The sequence below is a fragment of the Affinundibacterium baiyunense genome, assembly GCF_018139645.1.
Classification (GTDB): domain Bacteria; phylum Pseudomonadota; class Gammaproteobacteria; order Burkholderiales; family Burkholderiaceae_D; genus Undibacterium; species Undibacterium baiyunense.
Genome location: NZ_JAGSPM010000002.1, coordinates 366,004 through 381,843, shown reverse-complemented (window position 1 = coordinate 381,843; position 15,840 = coordinate 366,004). Strand labels below are relative to the sequence as shown.

15 protein-coding genes are annotated in these 15,840 nt (G+C 48.5%); 10 read left to right on the top strand and 5 right to left on the bottom strand.

Annotation, left to right across the window (positions count from 1 at the left end; translation table 11 throughout):
- Positions 1-12: 12 nt before the first annotated feature.
- From KDM92_RS04885 to KDM92_RS04875, 3 genes are all read left to right on the top strand, one after another.
- Positions 13-495 (top strand): YegJ family protein, encoded by a 483-nt coding sequence (locus tag KDM92_RS04885; protein WP_212683262.1) that lies wholly within the window; start codon positions 13-15, stop codon positions 493-495.
- A 213-nt stretch (positions 496-708) separates the two neighbouring features.
- The gene (locus KDM92_RS04880) at positions 709-981 is read left to right on the top strand and encodes a hypothetical protein (RefSeq protein WP_212683261.1); all 273 of its coding nucleotides are present in this window, start codon (positions 709-711) and stop codon (positions 979-981) included.
- 88 nt (positions 982-1,069) lie between these two features.
- Positions 1,070-1,495 (top strand): hypothetical protein, encoded by a 426-nt coding sequence (locus KDM92_RS04875; RefSeq protein WP_212683260.1) that lies wholly within the window; start codon positions 1,070-1,072, stop codon positions 1,493-1,495.
- Positions 1,496-1,617: 122 nt separating this feature from the next.
- On the opposite strand, the gene KDM92_RS04870 is transcribed toward KDM92_RS04875, so the two are convergent.
- Positions 1,618-2,094 (bottom strand): GGDEF domain-containing protein, encoded by a 477-nt coding sequence (locus tag KDM92_RS04870; protein ID WP_268972502.1) that lies wholly within the window; start codon positions 2,092-2,094, stop codon positions 1,618-1,620.
- A gap of 402 nt (positions 2,095-2,496) precedes the next feature.
- Between KDM92_RS04870 and KDM92_RS04865 the strand changes: the two genes are divergently transcribed.
- The 6 genes from KDM92_RS04865 (at position 2,497) to KDM92_RS04840 (ending at position 9,256) form a co-directional block, all read left to right on the top strand.
- Positions 2,497-2,901: a RidA family protein gene (locus KDM92_RS04865; RefSeq protein ID WP_212683258.1), complete on the top strand. Its 405-nt coding sequence runs from the start codon at positions 2,497-2,499 to the stop codon at positions 2,899-2,901.
- Positions 2,902-3,679: 778 nt separating this feature from the next.
- Positions 3,680-4,354: a TetR/AcrR family transcriptional regulator gene (locus KDM92_RS04860; protein ID WP_212683257.1), complete on the top strand. Its 675-nt coding sequence runs from the start codon at positions 3,680-3,682 to the stop codon at positions 4,352-4,354.
- A complete protein-coding gene (locus tag KDM92_RS04855; RefSeq protein WP_212683256.1) occupies positions 4,344-5,765 on the top strand; it encodes a cytochrome P450 in 1,422 nt (473 codons plus the stop codon). Before KDM92_RS04860 ends, KDM92_RS04855 begins: the two co-directional genes overlap by 11 nt.
- A 169-nt stretch (positions 5,766-5,934) precedes the next feature.
- Entirely contained in the window at positions 5,935-6,327 is a 393-nt protein-coding gene (locus KDM92_RS04850) for a hypothetical protein (RefSeq protein ID WP_230408171.1), read from the top strand.
- Between the two features lie 129 nt (positions 6,328-6,456).
- On the top strand, positions 6,457-7,830 hold the full coding sequence (locus KDM92_RS04845) for a M16 family metallopeptidase (protein WP_212683255.1): 1,374 nt from the start codon (positions 6,457-6,459) through the stop codon (positions 7,828-7,830).
- Between the two features lie 10 nt (positions 7,831-7,840).
- Entirely contained in the window at positions 7,841-9,256 is a 1,416-nt protein-coding gene (locus KDM92_RS04840; RefSeq protein ID WP_212683254.1) for a M16 family metallopeptidase, read from the top strand.
- Between the two features lie 33 nt (positions 9,257-9,289).
- Here the strand turns inward: KDM92_RS04840 and KDM92_RS04835 are convergent, their stop codons facing one another.
- Positions 9,290-10,801 carry a diguanylate cyclase gene (locus KDM92_RS04835; protein WP_212683253.1) on the bottom strand — a complete coding sequence of 504 codons (1,512 nt, stop codon included), beginning with the start codon at positions 10,799-10,801 and terminating at the stop codon, positions 9,290-9,292.
- Positions 10,802-11,358: 557 nt separating this feature from the next.
- Here KDM92_RS04835 and KDM92_RS04830 point away from each other — a divergent pair.
- Positions 11,359-12,843: a tetratricopeptide repeat protein gene (locus KDM92_RS04830; RefSeq protein WP_212683252.1), complete on the top strand. Its 1,485-nt coding sequence runs from the start codon at positions 11,359-11,361 to the stop codon at positions 12,841-12,843.
- 80 nt (positions 12,844-12,923) lie between these two features.
- On the opposite strand, the gene KDM92_RS04825 is transcribed toward KDM92_RS04830, so the two are convergent.
- From KDM92_RS04825 to KDM92_RS04815, 3 genes are all read right to left on the bottom strand, one after another.
- Positions 12,924-13,199: a TfoX/Sxy family DNA transformation protein gene (locus tag KDM92_RS04825; protein WP_212683251.1), complete on the bottom strand. Its 276-nt coding sequence runs from the start codon at positions 13,197-13,199 to the stop codon at positions 12,924-12,926.
- 103 nt (positions 13,200-13,302) lie between these two features.
- Entirely contained in the window at positions 13,303-13,494 is a 192-nt protein-coding gene (locus tag KDM92_RS04820; protein ID WP_212683250.1) for a hypothetical protein, read from the bottom strand.
- A gap of 384 nt (positions 13,495-13,878) precedes the next feature.
- On the bottom strand, positions 13,879-15,789 hold the full coding sequence (locus KDM92_RS04815; protein WP_212683249.1) for a Xaa-Pro dipeptidyl-peptidase: 1,911 nt from the start codon (positions 15,787-15,789) through the stop codon (positions 13,879-13,881).
- Positions 15,790-15,840: the final 51 nt, after the last annotated feature.

Sequence of the window (15,840 nt, the reverse complement as noted above, 5' to 3'; positions counted from 1 at the left end):
CGTTAGGTATCAATGAAAAAATCTATTTTTGCATCAATTTTAGTGCTCTCTAATCTTTGTTCAGCCTCCGACAAAATTGACGACCGAACAGTAAAAGTCAGTGAGCAAGACAAGAATATGAACTTAGCAATCGCTGAAGCAAGAAGAACCCTTGATGGCTTCTTGGCGCTTTCCAGAAAGCCTCCTGAAGGTGCTTCTAACTTCAAAGTGAAAGTGAAGCTGTCAGATGAAGGTGGCGTTGAGCACTTTTGGTTTATTCCATTTAAAGAAATCAAAGACGGCTTCGCTGGCGTCCTTGCGAATGACCCACAGGTCGTTAAGTCAGTGATTGCAGGTGAGGTTTACGCTTTTAAACGCGAGCAAATTACCGACTGGGGCTACGAATTGAACGGAAAACAGATTGGAAGCTTTACCGTCTGCGCGATGTTCAAAACTATGCCGAAAGCAGATGTTACGCGCTACAAGAAAGATCATGGGTTTGTCTGTGATAATTAGTTAAGCGCGTCATTCAAGTAGAACGTATCCAAGCAGTGACGACAAAGTGGCGGAGATTTGCTGTGTTTTTTAAGAATCGATATACCTACGAATTTAGGGGTAAGCTTTATGCTAGGTGGTACACGTGACATCAATTTATTTAGTCGAGATATTTTATCTATCTCTATATGGATTTCTTAGGTCGCGCTAAAGATGCCCTACTACAGTGTACTAATGGAGGGTAATGGCCTTCAAATAAAACCGTTGAATGACGAGCAGCCAATCACTGGCTTTTTCACAACCCGTGTTGTTTGGAGTAACAATCAAGAAAACGCCATACGGGCAGCGATCCATTTGGTCGAGTTGGAATGGAAATCTCCACCATACTCATCACATGAGGGCGCTAAGTCCTTAACGCTGATTGGGACGGAATGCAAACAAGTCGGGCTTCTAAAAGGCTTATTAAAAAAACCTTCTGGTTTTACCTTCTTTTCTGAAATCTTATAATGCCCTAAGACGCAGAGCTACACTGCACCATCCTCGTCGAAACAACGCGCGGGTTGCACCCGCCCTACAAAACCAACTGGACACCACAATGAACGAACCACTGTTTTTGACTGAATACCATGCTACTTCTCACAGAAATGTCGTCGTGGTCGATGAGGGCTCTTCCGTTTGGTGCTATCTGACCGAACCCAACGGCGATAACCCGATAGCGGATTGCTGGCTTTTAAATACCATAGAAGCACCAGAGAACTTAGATGATTTCGGCTCATCAGAATCCGCTCCACCAGCGACGCGACGCTATGTAAGTGATGCCGCTAAGCGTGCACTGCCAAGCGAAGAGTCGATCAAGTTTCTTTGGTCTAAGGATGGAGAATCGGTTGCGGTCTATATTGGACAAGAATTACTCGGCTTCATCGCCCATAACATTCCACGAGGGTTTAGTACAAACTTACGAGAAGAGGGCCCTTTTGGTTCGCCGCTTGATCGTGAGCTGTTTTCAATGCTTTTCATGTAGGGCGGGTGCAACCCGCGCCACTCAATGCTTAAATTTTCCTAGAAACTCATCGTACCCAATGATGCAACGTGTAAGTTAAACCCAACAAACAAACAAACAAACAAGAAACGATTAGGACTTGTTTACGCAAGCTTAACAACCTTCACACCATCAATTTGCACATCAACTTGCTCTAGCAACTGCGCACGAACTCGATTGCGACCGGCATTCTTCGCGGCATATAACGCAGCATCAGCACGTGCTACTAGGTCTTTGCCTGTATCTCCTTCTTGATAAGTCGATACGCCAACACTGATCGTCATGTGTTGGTCTTGTACGAACTGCTGTTGTTCGACTGTGGCACGTAGGTTTTCTGCTAGTGAAAGCGCACCTTCGAGGTTGGTGTAGGGGCAAATCACAATAAATTCTTCACCACCCCAACGACCGACCAAATCAATCTCACGCGTTCGTTCACGTAATAACTCTGCCACACTAATCAATAATTGATCGCCAGCTTGATGTCCGTAAAGATCGTTGATCCGTTTGAAAAAATCGATATCGAGCATGATCAGGCTGCATGAAAGAGATGACCTCTCTTTTTTTGCAAGCGTTATCAGCATAGGATTGTGATGACTACTCGCTTTGCGGCTATTTAATTAGCTCACAAAATTATGGCACGCGAAGTGTGAACGACGTGGTCCTTAGCTTGTTTAGCAGAGCCTCACTGAGGATTGCTACCCATAGGATTGTTAGATACTTGACATGAGAATAATATACATCGTATTATTTTAGACGCTGTATTGTTTTTAAGTGTAGATTACGGCCCCCCCCCAATTGCCGCCAGAGGCAAACGCCGACAGCAAAAGCGAGAGAGAAAAGAGTGTCACCTCGCCGTTACCGCTTTCCGTTTGTTTGAAACACATGGCTACGATATGGTTGCAATGTAATTACCACCGATGAAGCCGATGTGGCCCAAACGACGCTTTACAGTTACTTCCCATTAAAATGATTGAGACCTCGCGATGACTTTAAACTTCGAAAACCCAATTTCTGTTCATGCTCCCCTTGGGCTATACAGCCATACCGTTTCTGTACCGGCAGGAACTGAATTGCTATTCATTTCAGGTCAACTAGGAGTGCGCCAAGACGGAACTACTCCACCGACGATTGCCGAACAAGCCGATTTAGTTTTTTCCAACATCGTGGCGCTGCTGAAAGCGCATAATTTAGCACCTACCGATATCATTAAACTAACAACATTTATGGTAGCTGGCCAGGATGGCGATGCAGTCCGCGCTGCTAGGCTAAAACATTTGGGCTCACATCGCCCTGCATCCACGGCTGTATTTGTTTCCGAGTTAGTTGACCCTGCGTGGTTTGTTGAGGTTGAGGCTATTGCTGCCAAACGAAATAAAGTTAATTCCTAGCTTGCGAAGCAGTCTTAAGTGTAAAAAGTGTCTCCTCGGAAGAATCAAGCGCTTCAAGATATTCACGAACGGGCAGACTCAATGGGGAGGCGGCATCAGACGCCAACTTTACACTCAACACACCACTTCGGGGATTGGCATCGGCCTCAAAAATGCTGATGTCAATCACAAATCTTCGCCACCGCCCTATTCTTCCGAAAATCAGCGCGTCAGCACTTTCTCGAACATGAAGTGCAACGTGTCGTTGTCGGTAGAACAGGGCTTTCCGCTTCTTCGACACCGTTGATCTATCAAAAATGGCGACTTTCAAACTCAATCGAAAGAACCAGTGGCAAGCTCAGACTAGATGCAGCCTTAACTCTTCACACAACCGGCGTTCGAAGCCGATATCAAAACAGTAACCGATAGTCATTATTGGAATCATCAATTCCAAGTCAATCGATGACCTACCTACGTAACTGCAACGCCGAGCAAGATGGAATTGATTCATAAACTGCGATATTCCACCGAGCAAATGATTGGCGGGAGCTTCATCTTCAATATCGAAGGTTCACAACAAAGGCTCTCGATCGATATCTTGACGTCCCGTGATGGAGAAAAGTCCACTCAATAGATTCAAGATAAGCTGGCCAGATTACCAACGTTATTCAATATTTTTCAAGCAATGAGCCCAAAAAGCGGGCTCGCTGGGAAACGCTAACCGAGAAATTATCAATCACTTGACGCGACAAAAATGATCGTCGTATAATTTTATACGACGTATTATTTAAGAACACTCATGACAGACCCCATTGCCATCAAAGGTAAACGCCGACAGCGCAAGCGAGAGCAAACTGCGAGCCACCTCGCGGCTACCGCTTTCCGTCTGTTTGAGAGGCATGGATACAGTATGGTCTCGATGGAACTGATCGCCGATGAAGCCGATGTAGCCAAAGCCACTCTTTACAACTATTTCCCAGTCAAAGAAGCTCTCCTCGCGCATTGTTTTCGGGAGGATATTGCTGCTGGTATGTTGGAAAGAGCGGCCACACTTGCAGCATTTAAAACTTTTGAATCGCGCATGAACTATCTGCTTCGCGAGTCTGCTGTTTGGCATTCAGCGCGAAAGGCTTACTTGCCTCACTACCTCCGGTACCTGACTAGCCAAGCCCGCTATGGCGAGGAGACGCCTTGTGAAGGAAATGCTAACAGCGGTAGCCGCCAAATTCTCACCTTGATGTTCGAGACCGGGCAGCAATCTGGTGAGGTAGACACTCGGCAGACGGCGGCACAAATCGCCTGGCACTTTGAGTACTTACTCTTCGGTGCGATTTCCGCTTGGCTCAACGACCCAAGCGTGGACCTGACACAAAGATTTCTCGCCACTTTCGATCTCGCCATGCACGGCATAGCAAACACGCCACGAACGAAACCACGGACATCAAGTGTCACAGGAGCCAAAAATGACGATTGACAGCAGCAACAACACAGTGCCCATCAGAACAGCCCCACTGGGCCTGCCGTTGCTCTCTTTCATACAGAAGGACCCGTTAGGCGCGGCTAGTCACTTCCAGCGCCACTTTGGCGATGTTGCGCGACTGAACATCTTGTTTCGCCGTATCTACTACTTTTTCAGTCCTGATGCAGTACGCCAGATTCTGGTCGATCAACATTCAGACTTCACTCGCGAAACTCGCTTGCTCAAGATCTTTGAATCCTTTCAAGGCAAAAACGTACTCACCACCGAAGGCGTGGACTGGGAGCGCCAACGACGCATACTGACGCCGGGTTTTTCACCCAAGCGCGTAGTCGGTTACTTGGGCCTGATGCGTGATGCTATCGATGCCAGCGTTGGCGAACTACTCCCGGCCGAGCCCGGGCGCAGTGCTTTGGTCGATGTTGATTTCCTGACTACGCGAATCACGATGGACGTCATTCTACGCACGCTTTTTTCTCACGCGACGACACAAGCCGAAGCCAGCAGCGTATCAACGGCCATCCGCGCATTGACCCGACAAAGCATGCGTGAGGTCTACTGGGCCTTTATTCCACCCAACTGGCTACCTTACCCCGGTCGAACTGCCAAACTTAAGCACATCAAAACCATCAGCGACCTAATTGCTAACCATATCAAAGCACGAACCAGTAAACCCAGAGACATCGGCACACAAAATGACGTGCTCGACATGCTACTAGCAGCACGTGACGACGCTCCGACGACTGGCAGCGCATCACTAACATCGCAGGAAATCCACGACAACTGCATCTTACTCTTCGCCGCAGGTTTCGATACCGCTTCTTCGGCACTGACATGGTGGATCGGTTTGATGGCGACACATCCGGATGTCGTAGAAAAGTTGCGCAAAGAAATAGAAGGCGCAAATCTTCGAAATTCGCCAATGGAAGGCATCGCGCATCTGCCTTATCTAAACGCCACGATCAAAGAGGCCATGCGTCTCTACTCGCCGTCCACGGCTTTGTTTACACGCGTCGCGCTTCGCGACGTCATGATCGGTGACACAGCGGTTTCAAAAGGCACGCTGGTAGCGGTGCCGATCTGGAGCTTGCATCACGATGAACGATCATTTGCAGAACCCGACACCTTTCGCCCCAACCGTTTCATGCCCGACGCTTCGACCATCCCACGCAGCGCCTACATGCCGTTTGGAGCGGGACCACATTTTTGTCTCGGGCAGCATTTCGCAAGCATGGAAATGGCGTTGATTGCCGCTCATCTCGCGCAGAATTTTGACTTCGCTTTAGAAGAGGGCAAGGTTCTGCCCGAACCTTTTGTGGATCTTGCGCTTAAGCCCAAGTCGACCATGCGTGTGCGGTTTACGCGGCGCGATGCACGCAAGAAGACGAACGCCAATACAATTTTATGACGACTGATGGCAACAAGCTGGCCGATTCCTGAATTGGCAAAGCTAACAAATCAGTGTTGTTGATCGAGAGGTTTCCGTAAAAATACTAGATTCATCCGAACGCTCATCCGGCACTTCAGTGCCTTTTCTTGGTTGTTAGTCCGCACAAAGCACATCATGGAAAATTAATATGCAGATTCTGTTCTTCATTGCAGGCACTCTCGGAATCATTACAGGTATTTTTCACTCCGTGCTTGGAGAGATACTGATTTTTCGGCATCTCCGTAACGGTGAGCTTGTTCCCACACTTGGTGCACCTCCGCTTCGTGGACGAAATATCCGCATCATTTGGGCGACTTGGCACTTGGCCTCGGTCTTAGGCTGGGCTTTTGCCGGCGTTCTAATACGACTTGCATTTGCCCCGCATAACGCTTCGCTTCTTCCTTTCATTTTAAATGCAATTATTTTTGCAAATCTTGGCGGATCTCTGTTGGTACTTGTTGGCACCAAGGGACGGCATCCGGGCTGGATCGCGCTGTTGGCTACCGCTGTGTTCACATGGATTGCCGCGAGTGCCTCATAACGCCCCAATCAAGTGAATCTCCTTAAGAACTTTACATTCAAGTCATTATCAGGCGCGAGCATTCCAGAACTTAAAGTCACATCTTACTAAACATTTTACTCACTCTTCATCATTAATTAGGGAGCGCAAATGCGACATTTCATTTTCCCGACAGTACTTTTTGCACTCTTGTCTTTCTCGTCGCAAGCGACTCAGCTCGACAGATGGCAGGTGCCGGTAGCGATGAAAAAACTCGACAACGGACTAACGGTCGTGGTGTCGGAAGACCGTAGCTCACCTACGGTCGGTGTAAGTGTTGTATATCGCGTAGGCATGCGCCTAGAACCGCGCAACCGCAGCGGCTTCGCGCATTTGTTCGAGCACCTGATGTTCGAAGGCTCACCCAACGCGAAGGAAGGCGTGTTCGACAAGGTGATCACTGGTGGCGGTGGCCGCTACAATGGCTCCACTGGCCCGGATTTCACCAATTACATCGCGCTTGCCCCAGTCACTGCGCTTGAGCCGATCCTGTGGCTCGAGGCAGATCGCATGAAAACGCTTGACTTCAATCCCGCTACGCTCAAGAACCAAAAAGATGTGGTGAAAGAAGAAATCCGCGTCAATGTGAAGAACCAACCCTACGGTGGCTTCATGTGGATCGACATCGGCCAGCACGCTTTCCAAAAATGGGAAAACAATCACGACGGTTACGGTAGCTTCGACGATCTCGAAGACGCCAGCCTGCAAGACGTCATGGCGTTCCATCACGATTACTATGGGCCAAACAACGCGGTGATTGGTATAGCCGGAGATATCGCTGCTGCTGAGGCATTCGAGCTTGTGGAGAAGTACTTCGGTGGTATCAATGCTCGCCCCACGCCAAAGGCTCCCGACTACAGCGAAGGATTGAATAAGCAGGAAAAACGTCTTCAACAGACCGATGAATTAGCGCAAGTGCCAGCGATTGCCGCAGCGTGGAAAATGCCTGTACGGGGTAGCAAGGACCACGCACCAATGGCCGTGTTGGGCGAACTTCTGGGGACTGGTAACGCCTCACGGTTCTATCAAGGCCTTGTCAAGGGTCGAGAAATAGCACTCAATATCGACACGCACGGACTTGTTGGACCATGGGAATACGATGGCCCAACACTGTTCACCGTCTTTGCGCTCTATAAGCCCACCACGAATGCCGACGCCGTACTTTCCGCACTAGACGAGGAAATCGCCAAGCTACACAGCGAAGGCGTGGGTGAACCAGAACTCGCACGCGTCAAGACGCGAATGCTGGCCGGTTGGTACAAGCATCTAGAACCCTTCATTGGTCGCGCAGATATGCTAGCCAAACTGCATACGCTGTGGGGGGACGCAAACGTCGTAAATACCATTCCTACTTGGATAGAAGCGATCACCGCGGCTGATCTGCAGCGCGTTGCAAAGACCTATCTAACCCCGACCAATCGTACTGTCATCGACCGTGTACCCGTCCCAAGACTCAACACGGCGCCAACGACCGTATCCAAGTAGGAGGACGACCATGAACATGACTACAATTCTCGCATTCACCGCAGCCACCCTGTTGGCTAGCTCCGCCCTCGCTGGGTCTAAGGCCGAGCTACCAAAGCACCTACCGCCGTTTGGGGCAGACAAGCCACTGCCGATCCCCCAGATTGAAAAGAGAATACTCGCGAACGAAATGGAAGTGTGGGTAATACCGAAAATGGGTCTCCCACGCGTCGATGCGGTGCTCGCGGTACGCGGAGCGGGTTTGGCCGCCGACACAGCAAACACATCTGGCTTCGCTAGTCTACTCGCCGATCTGCTCACCGAAGGTACCGCCAAACGCAATTCGCGCGAGATCGCCGAAACAACACAGGGTTTTGGCGGCTCAATCGACGCAATCGCTAGTGCTGACGGCATCAACGTACGCGGTAACGCGCTAGCATCGCGAACGCCGCAGTTGCTCGACTTGCTGGCAGAGATTGTTCGTACTCCAAGTTTCCCGGAAGGGGAAGTCCGTCTTGCTCAAGCTAACGCGCTGCAGGGCTTGAAAGCGCAGGAGGCTCAGCCCAGCTTCAAAGCGGAACGCGCCCTAACGCAGGTCATTTATGGCGATCATCCCTACGCCCGTATCACGCTGTCTGAGGAAGCTATCAGTGTCCTCACGCCACAAGCGCTGCAGCAGGCACACGCCACTCGCTTCCGACCAGATCGCGCGCTGCTGATCATAACGGGTCCTATTGAGACATCCCAAGCCATGCTCATTGCTGAAGAGGCCTTTGGCAGCTGGCGTGCAAGCGTTAGAGTTCCGGCAGAGAACGCCACGGCAGTGCGCACCATGCAACCAACCTACGTTCTGATCAATCGCCCTGGAAGTGTCCAATCGACGATCAGGCTTGGCCGCCCAGCGATCGCCGCTACCCACGCCGACTACATCCCACTACAACTTGCCAGCACGGTGCTTGGCGGCAGTTTCAGCTCGCGCCTAATGCAGAACCTTCGCGAGGATAAGGGCTACACCTACAGTGCACGTGGCGGCTTGAATGTGTTGCGTACTGGCGGCCGCGTAACAGCATCTGCCGATGTGCGCAACGAAGTCACTGGCGCCGCGCTCAAAGAGTTCGTTAATGAGCTGCGTCGTATGGGCGAAGAACTCGTTCCGACTCATGAGATGGAAGACACCAAACGCTATGTCACCGGCGGTTACCTTATCTCGACTCAAATGCAGGGCGCTGTCGCCACAACGCTCGCCAATAATTGGTTGGTCGGCCTGCCAGCGGAGTTCCTCGGTGAGTACGTGCCAAAAATCCGGGCAGTTAGCTCGGCGCAAGTGCAAAAGATGGGCCGCAAATATCTCGATCCGAACACAATATCGGTCGTGGTGGTAGGCGACTCGAAAGAAGTAACGGCACAGTTAAAGGATTATCGTAAGTTCCAGAATCGCGAACACTGATCGCAAGAGTATTCGGGCATCGACTGATTTTTTTTATGCAGCGTGGTGGAATTGCTCCTTTGTTTTAACACCATCAATCTGCGTATCAACCTGCTCTAGCATCTGCGCACGAACTCGATTGCGACCCGCATTCTTCGCGGCGTATAACGCAGCATCGGCGCGCGCTACTAAGTCTTTGCCTGTATCACCTTCTTGATAAGTCGATACGCCAACACTGATCGTCATGTGTTGGTCTTGTACGAACTGCTGTTGCTCGACGGTGGCGCGTAGGTTTTCTGCTAGTGATAGCGCGCCTTCGAGGTTGGTGTAGGGGCAAATCACAATAAATTCTTCACCACCCCAACGACCGACTAAGTCAATCTCGCGTGTTCGTTGACGTAATAACTCTGCCACACTAATCAATAATTGATCGCCAGCTTGATGTCCGTAGAGATCGTTGATTCGCTTGAAAAAATCGATATCGAGCATGATCACACTCATGGCTTGTGCTGCACGTTGCGCGCGATGGATTTCGATATTGAGAGTGTGGTCAATTTTAAGGCGGTTGTATAAACCGGTGAGTTGATCGGTCTCGGCGAGATGGATCAATCTGCGATTGAGATGACTGAGCTTGCGGTTCCAATAAAAAACAATAAGCAATAAGGTAAGCGCGACACCCAATACTTTCCAAAATAATTGATAGTCAATTCCTTGCTGCACTTTCACCGAGACATGACGATTCGAGATCATTTCCCGCTCTTGCGGTGTAATGGTGCGCGCGCCCTTGTCGAGAATACTAAGCAGCAGCGTCTCATCTTTAAGAACGCCGATACGTAGTTGGTTGACGAACTGTGGCACTTGACCAGCAATCTTTAAATTAAACAAGCCTTCTTTTTTGATCGCGTAGGCCGCCACGATTAAAGAACGCACTGTCAAATCCGCCTTGCGCGTGGAAACGAGCTCTATCGCTTGTTCTTCGGTGTCGGTCAACACCACACGTAAGTTGGGAAACTCTTGTCGAATCCGCTCTTCTACCATCGTGCCACGTGGCAATGCTAACACCTCGTTCACTAAGCCACGCAAATCACCGACATAAGCATGCTCTTCTCGCGCGACCAGAATATTGGGATCAGAAAAAATTGGCGAAGTGAACTGTAACCAAGCAGCGCGATTAGCGCTTTCATTCAAAAAACTGGTGATCTGGCAACGACCTGCTTTTGATGCAGCCAAACTTTCTTCCCAAGTTTTAGTCTGCACCAATTGCGTCTGCAAACCAACCCGCTGCAGCACTAACTGAACCAAGTCGGCGCCAATTCCTTCATGCTTGCCATCTGGTGTGATGCGCTCAAATGGCACCCAATCTGGGTCGACGCACATGGTGATTGGCTTTGCCTTTTGAATATAGGCGCGTTCTTCTGGCGTAAAGTCGATAGCCGTCGCCGCAATCAGCACGTCGTTGGCAGCACTCGCAAAAGAATTTACCGACACGCTTATAAGTATCATCGCCGACAGCAGCAAAGCAGGCTTCAATAAGGAATAAAAGGTGGAAACCTGAACTTTACGCATAGCGATTATTTGTAAAAAGAGTTGGGCAAATAATAGAGCTGATAACAGAGAATAGTTAAGAGTTCGTATGCTGCGTTGTTGTAGCAACAATGCGTTAGCTTGGTGTTGTTTGACAATCAAACTTAAATAAACTCACTAATTTGAGTGGAGAAGTGACATTGTTTATGATGAAAATGTAGCATTTCAGCAAAAGCACACTTTTAGATAAATCAAAGAAGCGTCAGATAAATCTAGCAGGCTATTCAAGACAATTGGAAAATAATCGAAGCGCAGCAGACTCGAAATCATATTCTCGATCCACGCACATGCCGAAAAGACTACAATCTAGACATGATTTGGCATAAATTTCGCCAGCACGGACCTTGGATTATTAACAATTCAGTTCATTCACTCCAACAAACACCACTACAAATGCGACTTCAAATGTTACTTCGCGCCCTTAATTCACCATTGCAATTACGGAGCAGCAGCTCGGGCTGGGGCTTTGCCATCGCAATTTGCAGTTTCTTGTAGTCATTGGACTGCGGCATAAATCACTTTAAAAACAGAAATACTAGATGAGTACGCAAACTACCTTAGCCCACGCGCTATTCCAACAAGCCTACGCGCTTCATCAACAAGGCAAAATACAACAAGCAAAGCCGCTTTATGAACAAGCGATCACGCAGTCACCCAGCTTGACCGATGCGTACTTATTGCTCGGTGTAATCGCACAGCAGATGCGCGACTCTCCTTTAGCGATACGTTACTTTGAACATGCGATACAACAGCGTCCCAAGTTTGCTGTGACCTATTGTCACCTTGGCGTCGCTCAAAAGAGTTTAGGTCAATTTGATCAAGCGCTTAAAAGCTACGATCAAGCAATCGCACTTGACCCCAACTTGGCTGACGCGTTTTACAATCGAGGTATTTTAAAATCTGAATTAAGATCGTTTGCATCAGCATTGCAAGACTACGACGCGGCCATTACCCTACGTCCTAACTATCCAGAAGCTTTCTGCAATCGCGGCATCGCCCTCCGTCAACTGAATCAAGTGTCAGAAGCACTCTCTAGTTATGACCAAGCGCTCTCCTTAAGACCAAATTTTGCGGATGCAGAATACAACCGTGGCCTGTGTCTACTGCAATTGGGTAAATTTGAGCAAGCGTGGTCAGCATACGAATGGCGTTGGCAATGTGAGGGAATTAGCGCTTCGAAAAAGCGCCGCCAATTTAGCCAACCAATGTGGTCAGGGGAGACTGACTTAGTTGGGAAAACCATTTATGTGTATAGTGAGCAGGGTTTAGGGGACACCTTACAATTTTGCCGTTATATCCCTCTAATAAAAGCGCTGGGGGCATATGTAATATTTGAAGTACAAGCCCCCTTACTTCAGCTGTTACAAACACTCAAGGGCGTCGATGCATGTATCGTCCGCCCTGAACATTATCCGCAGTTTGATTTTCAGATTCCTTTAATGAGCCTACCATTGGCATGTAAAACCTTGGATCTAGCGAGTATTCCAAACGATATCCCTTATCTGAAAGCAGATGAAAACAAGTTAAGAGATTGGCGTCAAACTTTGTCTGCGTACAAAGGTCGAAAAATTGGATTGGTTTGGAGTGGAAGTAGCAATCACAAGAATGACCAACAGCGCAGTATCGATTTAGCGACTTTACTTGCCTATCTACCGACCCACGAGGAACACATTCAATACGTCAGCTTACAAAAAGAATATAGGCCGCAAGATCATCAAGTGCTGCAAGCACACCCAGAAATCCTCGATTTTTCAGACAAGCTACATGACTTTTCTGACACCGCCGCGCTTTGTCAATCGCTTGATTTGATTGTAAGCGTCGATACTAGTGTTGCACACCTCGCTGGCGGTTTAGGCAAACCCGTGCTGTTATTACTTTCATTTAATGCAGATTGGCGTTGGCTACTTGAACGTGAAGATAGTCCATGGTATCCAAGCCTAAAGTTAATCAAGCAAACCAAGATAGACGACTGGCACACATCACTATCAAAGCTTGGGGCAAAAATTGAATGCGCTTTGGGTTAGTAATGTGTGTGCCAAGTGTTCGATCGAGACGTAGTTAGTTTTCTAGGATGAAAAATAAGTAGTTTGAAGCAAACGCATTCCTATTTGGTTTGCTCAAGCTCCTCTAATCGCAGCAATATCTCTAAACGCCGCTCTCGCTTAATTTCTTGCCAATGCCGATTTTCTTGCGCACCGATCATCGCGTAAAGAAGGTTCAAACTGGTCGCTTGATTTGTTGATTGATGTTTAGATTGTATTCGCGCATAAAGTGCAAACACGTCAGCCGCCATAAACTGTTCTACCGATGTCACGCCTATGCTGCGCAACATCGCTTTTGACTTTGGTCCTAGCCCGCGGAGGTCTGTTATATCGTTCATGGCAAACAAAAATGAGCAAAGATCTTGGCTAAATAAACCGCTCTATAGAGAACGATCAGCTTAGCAGAAACCCGTCTATGTTCACATTTTATTTGCTGCATTGCTAGCGACAACTACCTTCGTCATTTTGCGATGACTTCGAACTTTTAAACATACCATTCAATAGTGAAGAAGTTTGCAGCAACGCTGCTTTGATGCGCTTTGTCTCTAGCTTGGATTCGGTACGCAAATTATTGTTGGTTAAAGCCTGAAACGACACTCTTTGCAAACCCAAATTACGTCTTTTTTTGTACATAGCTAGCTCCAAGCAATTTCATATTTACGATGAGAAACGAGTGTTCTAGTCTGTACAATTACCAACAAAAATTAGATCTACCGCGTTCATCGGAACTCACTTTGACATAGCCAAATTTGTCACACCAGTGCAATGTGATAAAGCAAATCTACATTGGGATGAATTGCAAGACGCTGGGATTAATTGCTAGAAGATTGGGATAAAGATTTGTGCTTGACTTTGCTATCCGCATATTCTGATGTGCAGTAAAACAGAAGTCATATGGAAAGCTAACTGACTTTTTTGGTCGGCAGATTTCCTGCTGCGGTTTACTAAAAAGTCGTGCCATAAAAACATTGCGCTTTCATGGCACGTGAATCTACTTACTTAAACCTTACTTCTGTTTTACTTCAGTGAAAGCACTGACTTCAATCCCAATTCACCACCAACCACAGGCAGACTCAACGAAGTCTTAGCAAGGTCAACGCTGAGCTCGGTACCTGCTTTTGGCCATAAAGTGAAGTCTTGATCGCTGGACATGATCATCAATGCCAATCGTTTGCCAGCAGGGACGATTCTGTCGATAGGCTGCAAGTCAAAAGTTAAGTCAACAAATTGGCCTGGTACGAGCGGAGTGCCTGATAGTTTGGAATCGTAATTGCCAGTTTTAGTTAATGAGCGATGATTTTGTGGATCGGCCCAGCCGCGTGAAATCACGCCTGCTTGTCCGGCTGAACCAACGACTTTGCCATCGAAAGGCAACATCACTAGCCATACCGACAAATTGGCTGCGGCTTTGCTGGCAGCTACGCGTAGCTTGATGCTAGGTGTACCGGACAAGTGCATTGCATCGCTTAACTCTGGAGTCGCATAAATGAGGCGATGGGGCGATTGTTCGGCTTGCGCTAAAACACCGCCTTTGATCTGCACGTCATCTGTCAATTTTTCTATGCTCGCTTTACTTGGTGCGGATAAACTCAAACTACCGGCTTTGTTGCCGCCAGCACCTAAATATAAATTCACTGTACTGGATTCTGGATTTGGAAAATCTAAGTAGGGCGTTGGTGGCGTGCCGCGTTCTGCGTTTTCGCGCACGATCATGGCACGCGCATCGCGCTCTACGCCATTATCGACACCGTACAGATAATGTGAGAACCAGCGATTGCGCATTTCTAATGGTGGTGTGCCGCCACCATGTCCACCTTGATGCAGATACAACTGGGTTGGTACGCCTTGCTTTTTCAAAGCGTCGTAAATGCGTATCGAATGCTCGGGCATCACGTTCCAGTCTTGCTGACCATGTGCCAATAAAGTGGCGGCTTTGACGCCTTTGATCTTGGTCAACAAATCGCGCTCTGCCCAAAAATCGTTGTAGTCACCATGCTTGCGATCAAACTTGGCGGGGTACAAACCATCGCGTATCGTTTTGTTGCAGAAGTCGCGTTTTTCTGGGGCGCCGCTGTAGATGAAGTCATACAGCTGATCAATGTCTTCACCCAAATAACCGCCTGGGTGACGAACCAAGCCATTGCTGCGATAGTAATGATAGTAAGACGTATTTGGTGCAATTGGGATGATGGCTTCTAAACCTGCCACGCCAGTGGTCGCTGCGGCTAGAGGAATAGTGCCATTGTATGAAGTGCCAGTCATGCCGACTTTGCCTGTGGCCCAGCTTGCTTTGACTTCTTGATTGCCATCGATGGTCGTGTAGCCTTTAGCGCGGCCATTGAGCCAATCGATTACGGCTTTTGGTGCGAGTTCTTCTGGCGCGCCACCAACCGTCGGACAACCTTGTGACAAGCCAGTGCCGGGCGCTTCGGAATGCACGACTGCGAATCCACGTGGCAACCACGTATCAATTTCTGTGCGTGAGATTTCTGGACGTACTGGGATAAATTTCGCTTGCTCATTGACTGGACGCGGTGGTGGCTCACTGCCTAATTCGTGTTTCACATCCCACATTTTTTGGTTTTTCATGGTGCCGGCAAAGTAGGGCGATGATTCATAAACCACCGCCACTTTTAAACCTTCCGTCTCGGTTTGCTTAGGACGCGTGACAGCAACGTGTACACGATCTGGCTTGCCATCGGCATCACTATCAAACTCGGTCTCTACCCATAATTCTTGTTTAATCCACTGCGATTTGTCTTGAAAACCCGGCACGACCTGGGCTTGTCCGTTGTAGAAAACTGGAACGGTCTTCGTATTGGCTGTGGCATCTTGCGCCGTACTATTTGTCGAAAAAGCAGCGATAAGCGCGAGGCTTAGCAGGGATCGTTGGCGCAGTGTTTTGGAATACGGGTGGCTAGTTTTCATATTGAGTTGGCTGTAAGAGTAATCAATTAAGGGGTCGAAACTGGTTAAGTA

What these genes read in the sequence shown, in the direction of transcription:
- KDM92_RS04820 (WP_212683250.1), bottom strand. Translation starts at nt 13,494, where the DNA reads ATGTACAAAAAAAGACGTAATTTGGGTTTGCAAAGAGTGTCGTTTCAG.
- KDM92_RS04855 (WP_212683256.1), top strand. Translation starts at nt 4,344, where the DNA reads ATGACGATTGACAGCAGCAACAACACAGTGCCCATCAGAACAGCCCCA.
- KDM92_RS04825 (WP_212683251.1), bottom strand. Translation starts at nt 13,199, where the DNA reads ATGAACGATATAACAGACCTCCGCGGGCTAGGACCAAAGTCAAAAGCG.
- KDM92_RS04830 (WP_212683252.1), top strand. Translation starts at nt 11,359, where the DNA reads ATGAGTACGCAAACTACCTTAGCCCACGCGCTATTCCAACAAGCCTAC.
- KDM92_RS04870 (WP_268972502.1), bottom strand. Translation starts at nt 2,094, where the DNA reads ATGCTGATAACGCTTGCAAAAAAAGAGAGGTCATCTCTTTCATGCAGC.
- KDM92_RS04880 (WP_212683261.1), top strand. Translation starts at nt 709, where the DNA reads ATGGAGGGTAATGGCCTTCAAATAAAACCGTTGAATGACGAGCAGCCA.
- KDM92_RS04850 (WP_230408171.1), top strand. Translation starts at nt 5,935, where the DNA reads ATGCAGATTCTGTTCTTCATTGCAGGCACTCTCGGAATCATTACAGGT.
- KDM92_RS04840 (WP_212683254.1), top strand. Translation starts at nt 7,841, where the DNA reads ATGAACATGACTACAATTCTCGCATTCACCGCAGCCACCCTGTTGGCT.
- KDM92_RS04865 (WP_212683258.1), top strand. Translation starts at nt 2,497, where the DNA reads ATGACTTTAAACTTCGAAAACCCAATTTCTGTTCATGCTCCCCTTGGG.
- KDM92_RS04885 (WP_212683262.1), top strand. Translation starts at nt 13, where the DNA reads ATGAAAAAATCTATTTTTGCATCAATTTTAGTGCTCTCTAATCTTTGT.
- KDM92_RS04875 (WP_212683260.1), top strand. Translation starts at nt 1,070, where the DNA reads ATGAACGAACCACTGTTTTTGACTGAATACCATGCTACTTCTCACAGA.
- KDM92_RS04835 (WP_212683253.1), bottom strand. Translation starts at nt 10,801, where the DNA reads ATGCGTAAAGTTCAGGTTTCCACCTTTTATTCCTTATTGAAGCCTGCT.
- KDM92_RS04815 (WP_212683249.1), bottom strand. Translation starts at nt 15,789, where the DNA reads ATGAAAACTAGCCACCCGTATTCCAAAACACTGCGCCAACGATCCCTG.
- KDM92_RS04860 (WP_212683257.1), top strand. Translation starts at nt 3,680, where the DNA reads ATGACAGACCCCATTGCCATCAAAGGTAAACGCCGACAGCGCAAGCGA.
- KDM92_RS04845 (WP_212683255.1), top strand. Translation starts at nt 6,457, where the DNA reads ATGCGACATTTCATTTTCCCGACAGTACTTTTTGCACTCTTGTCTTTC.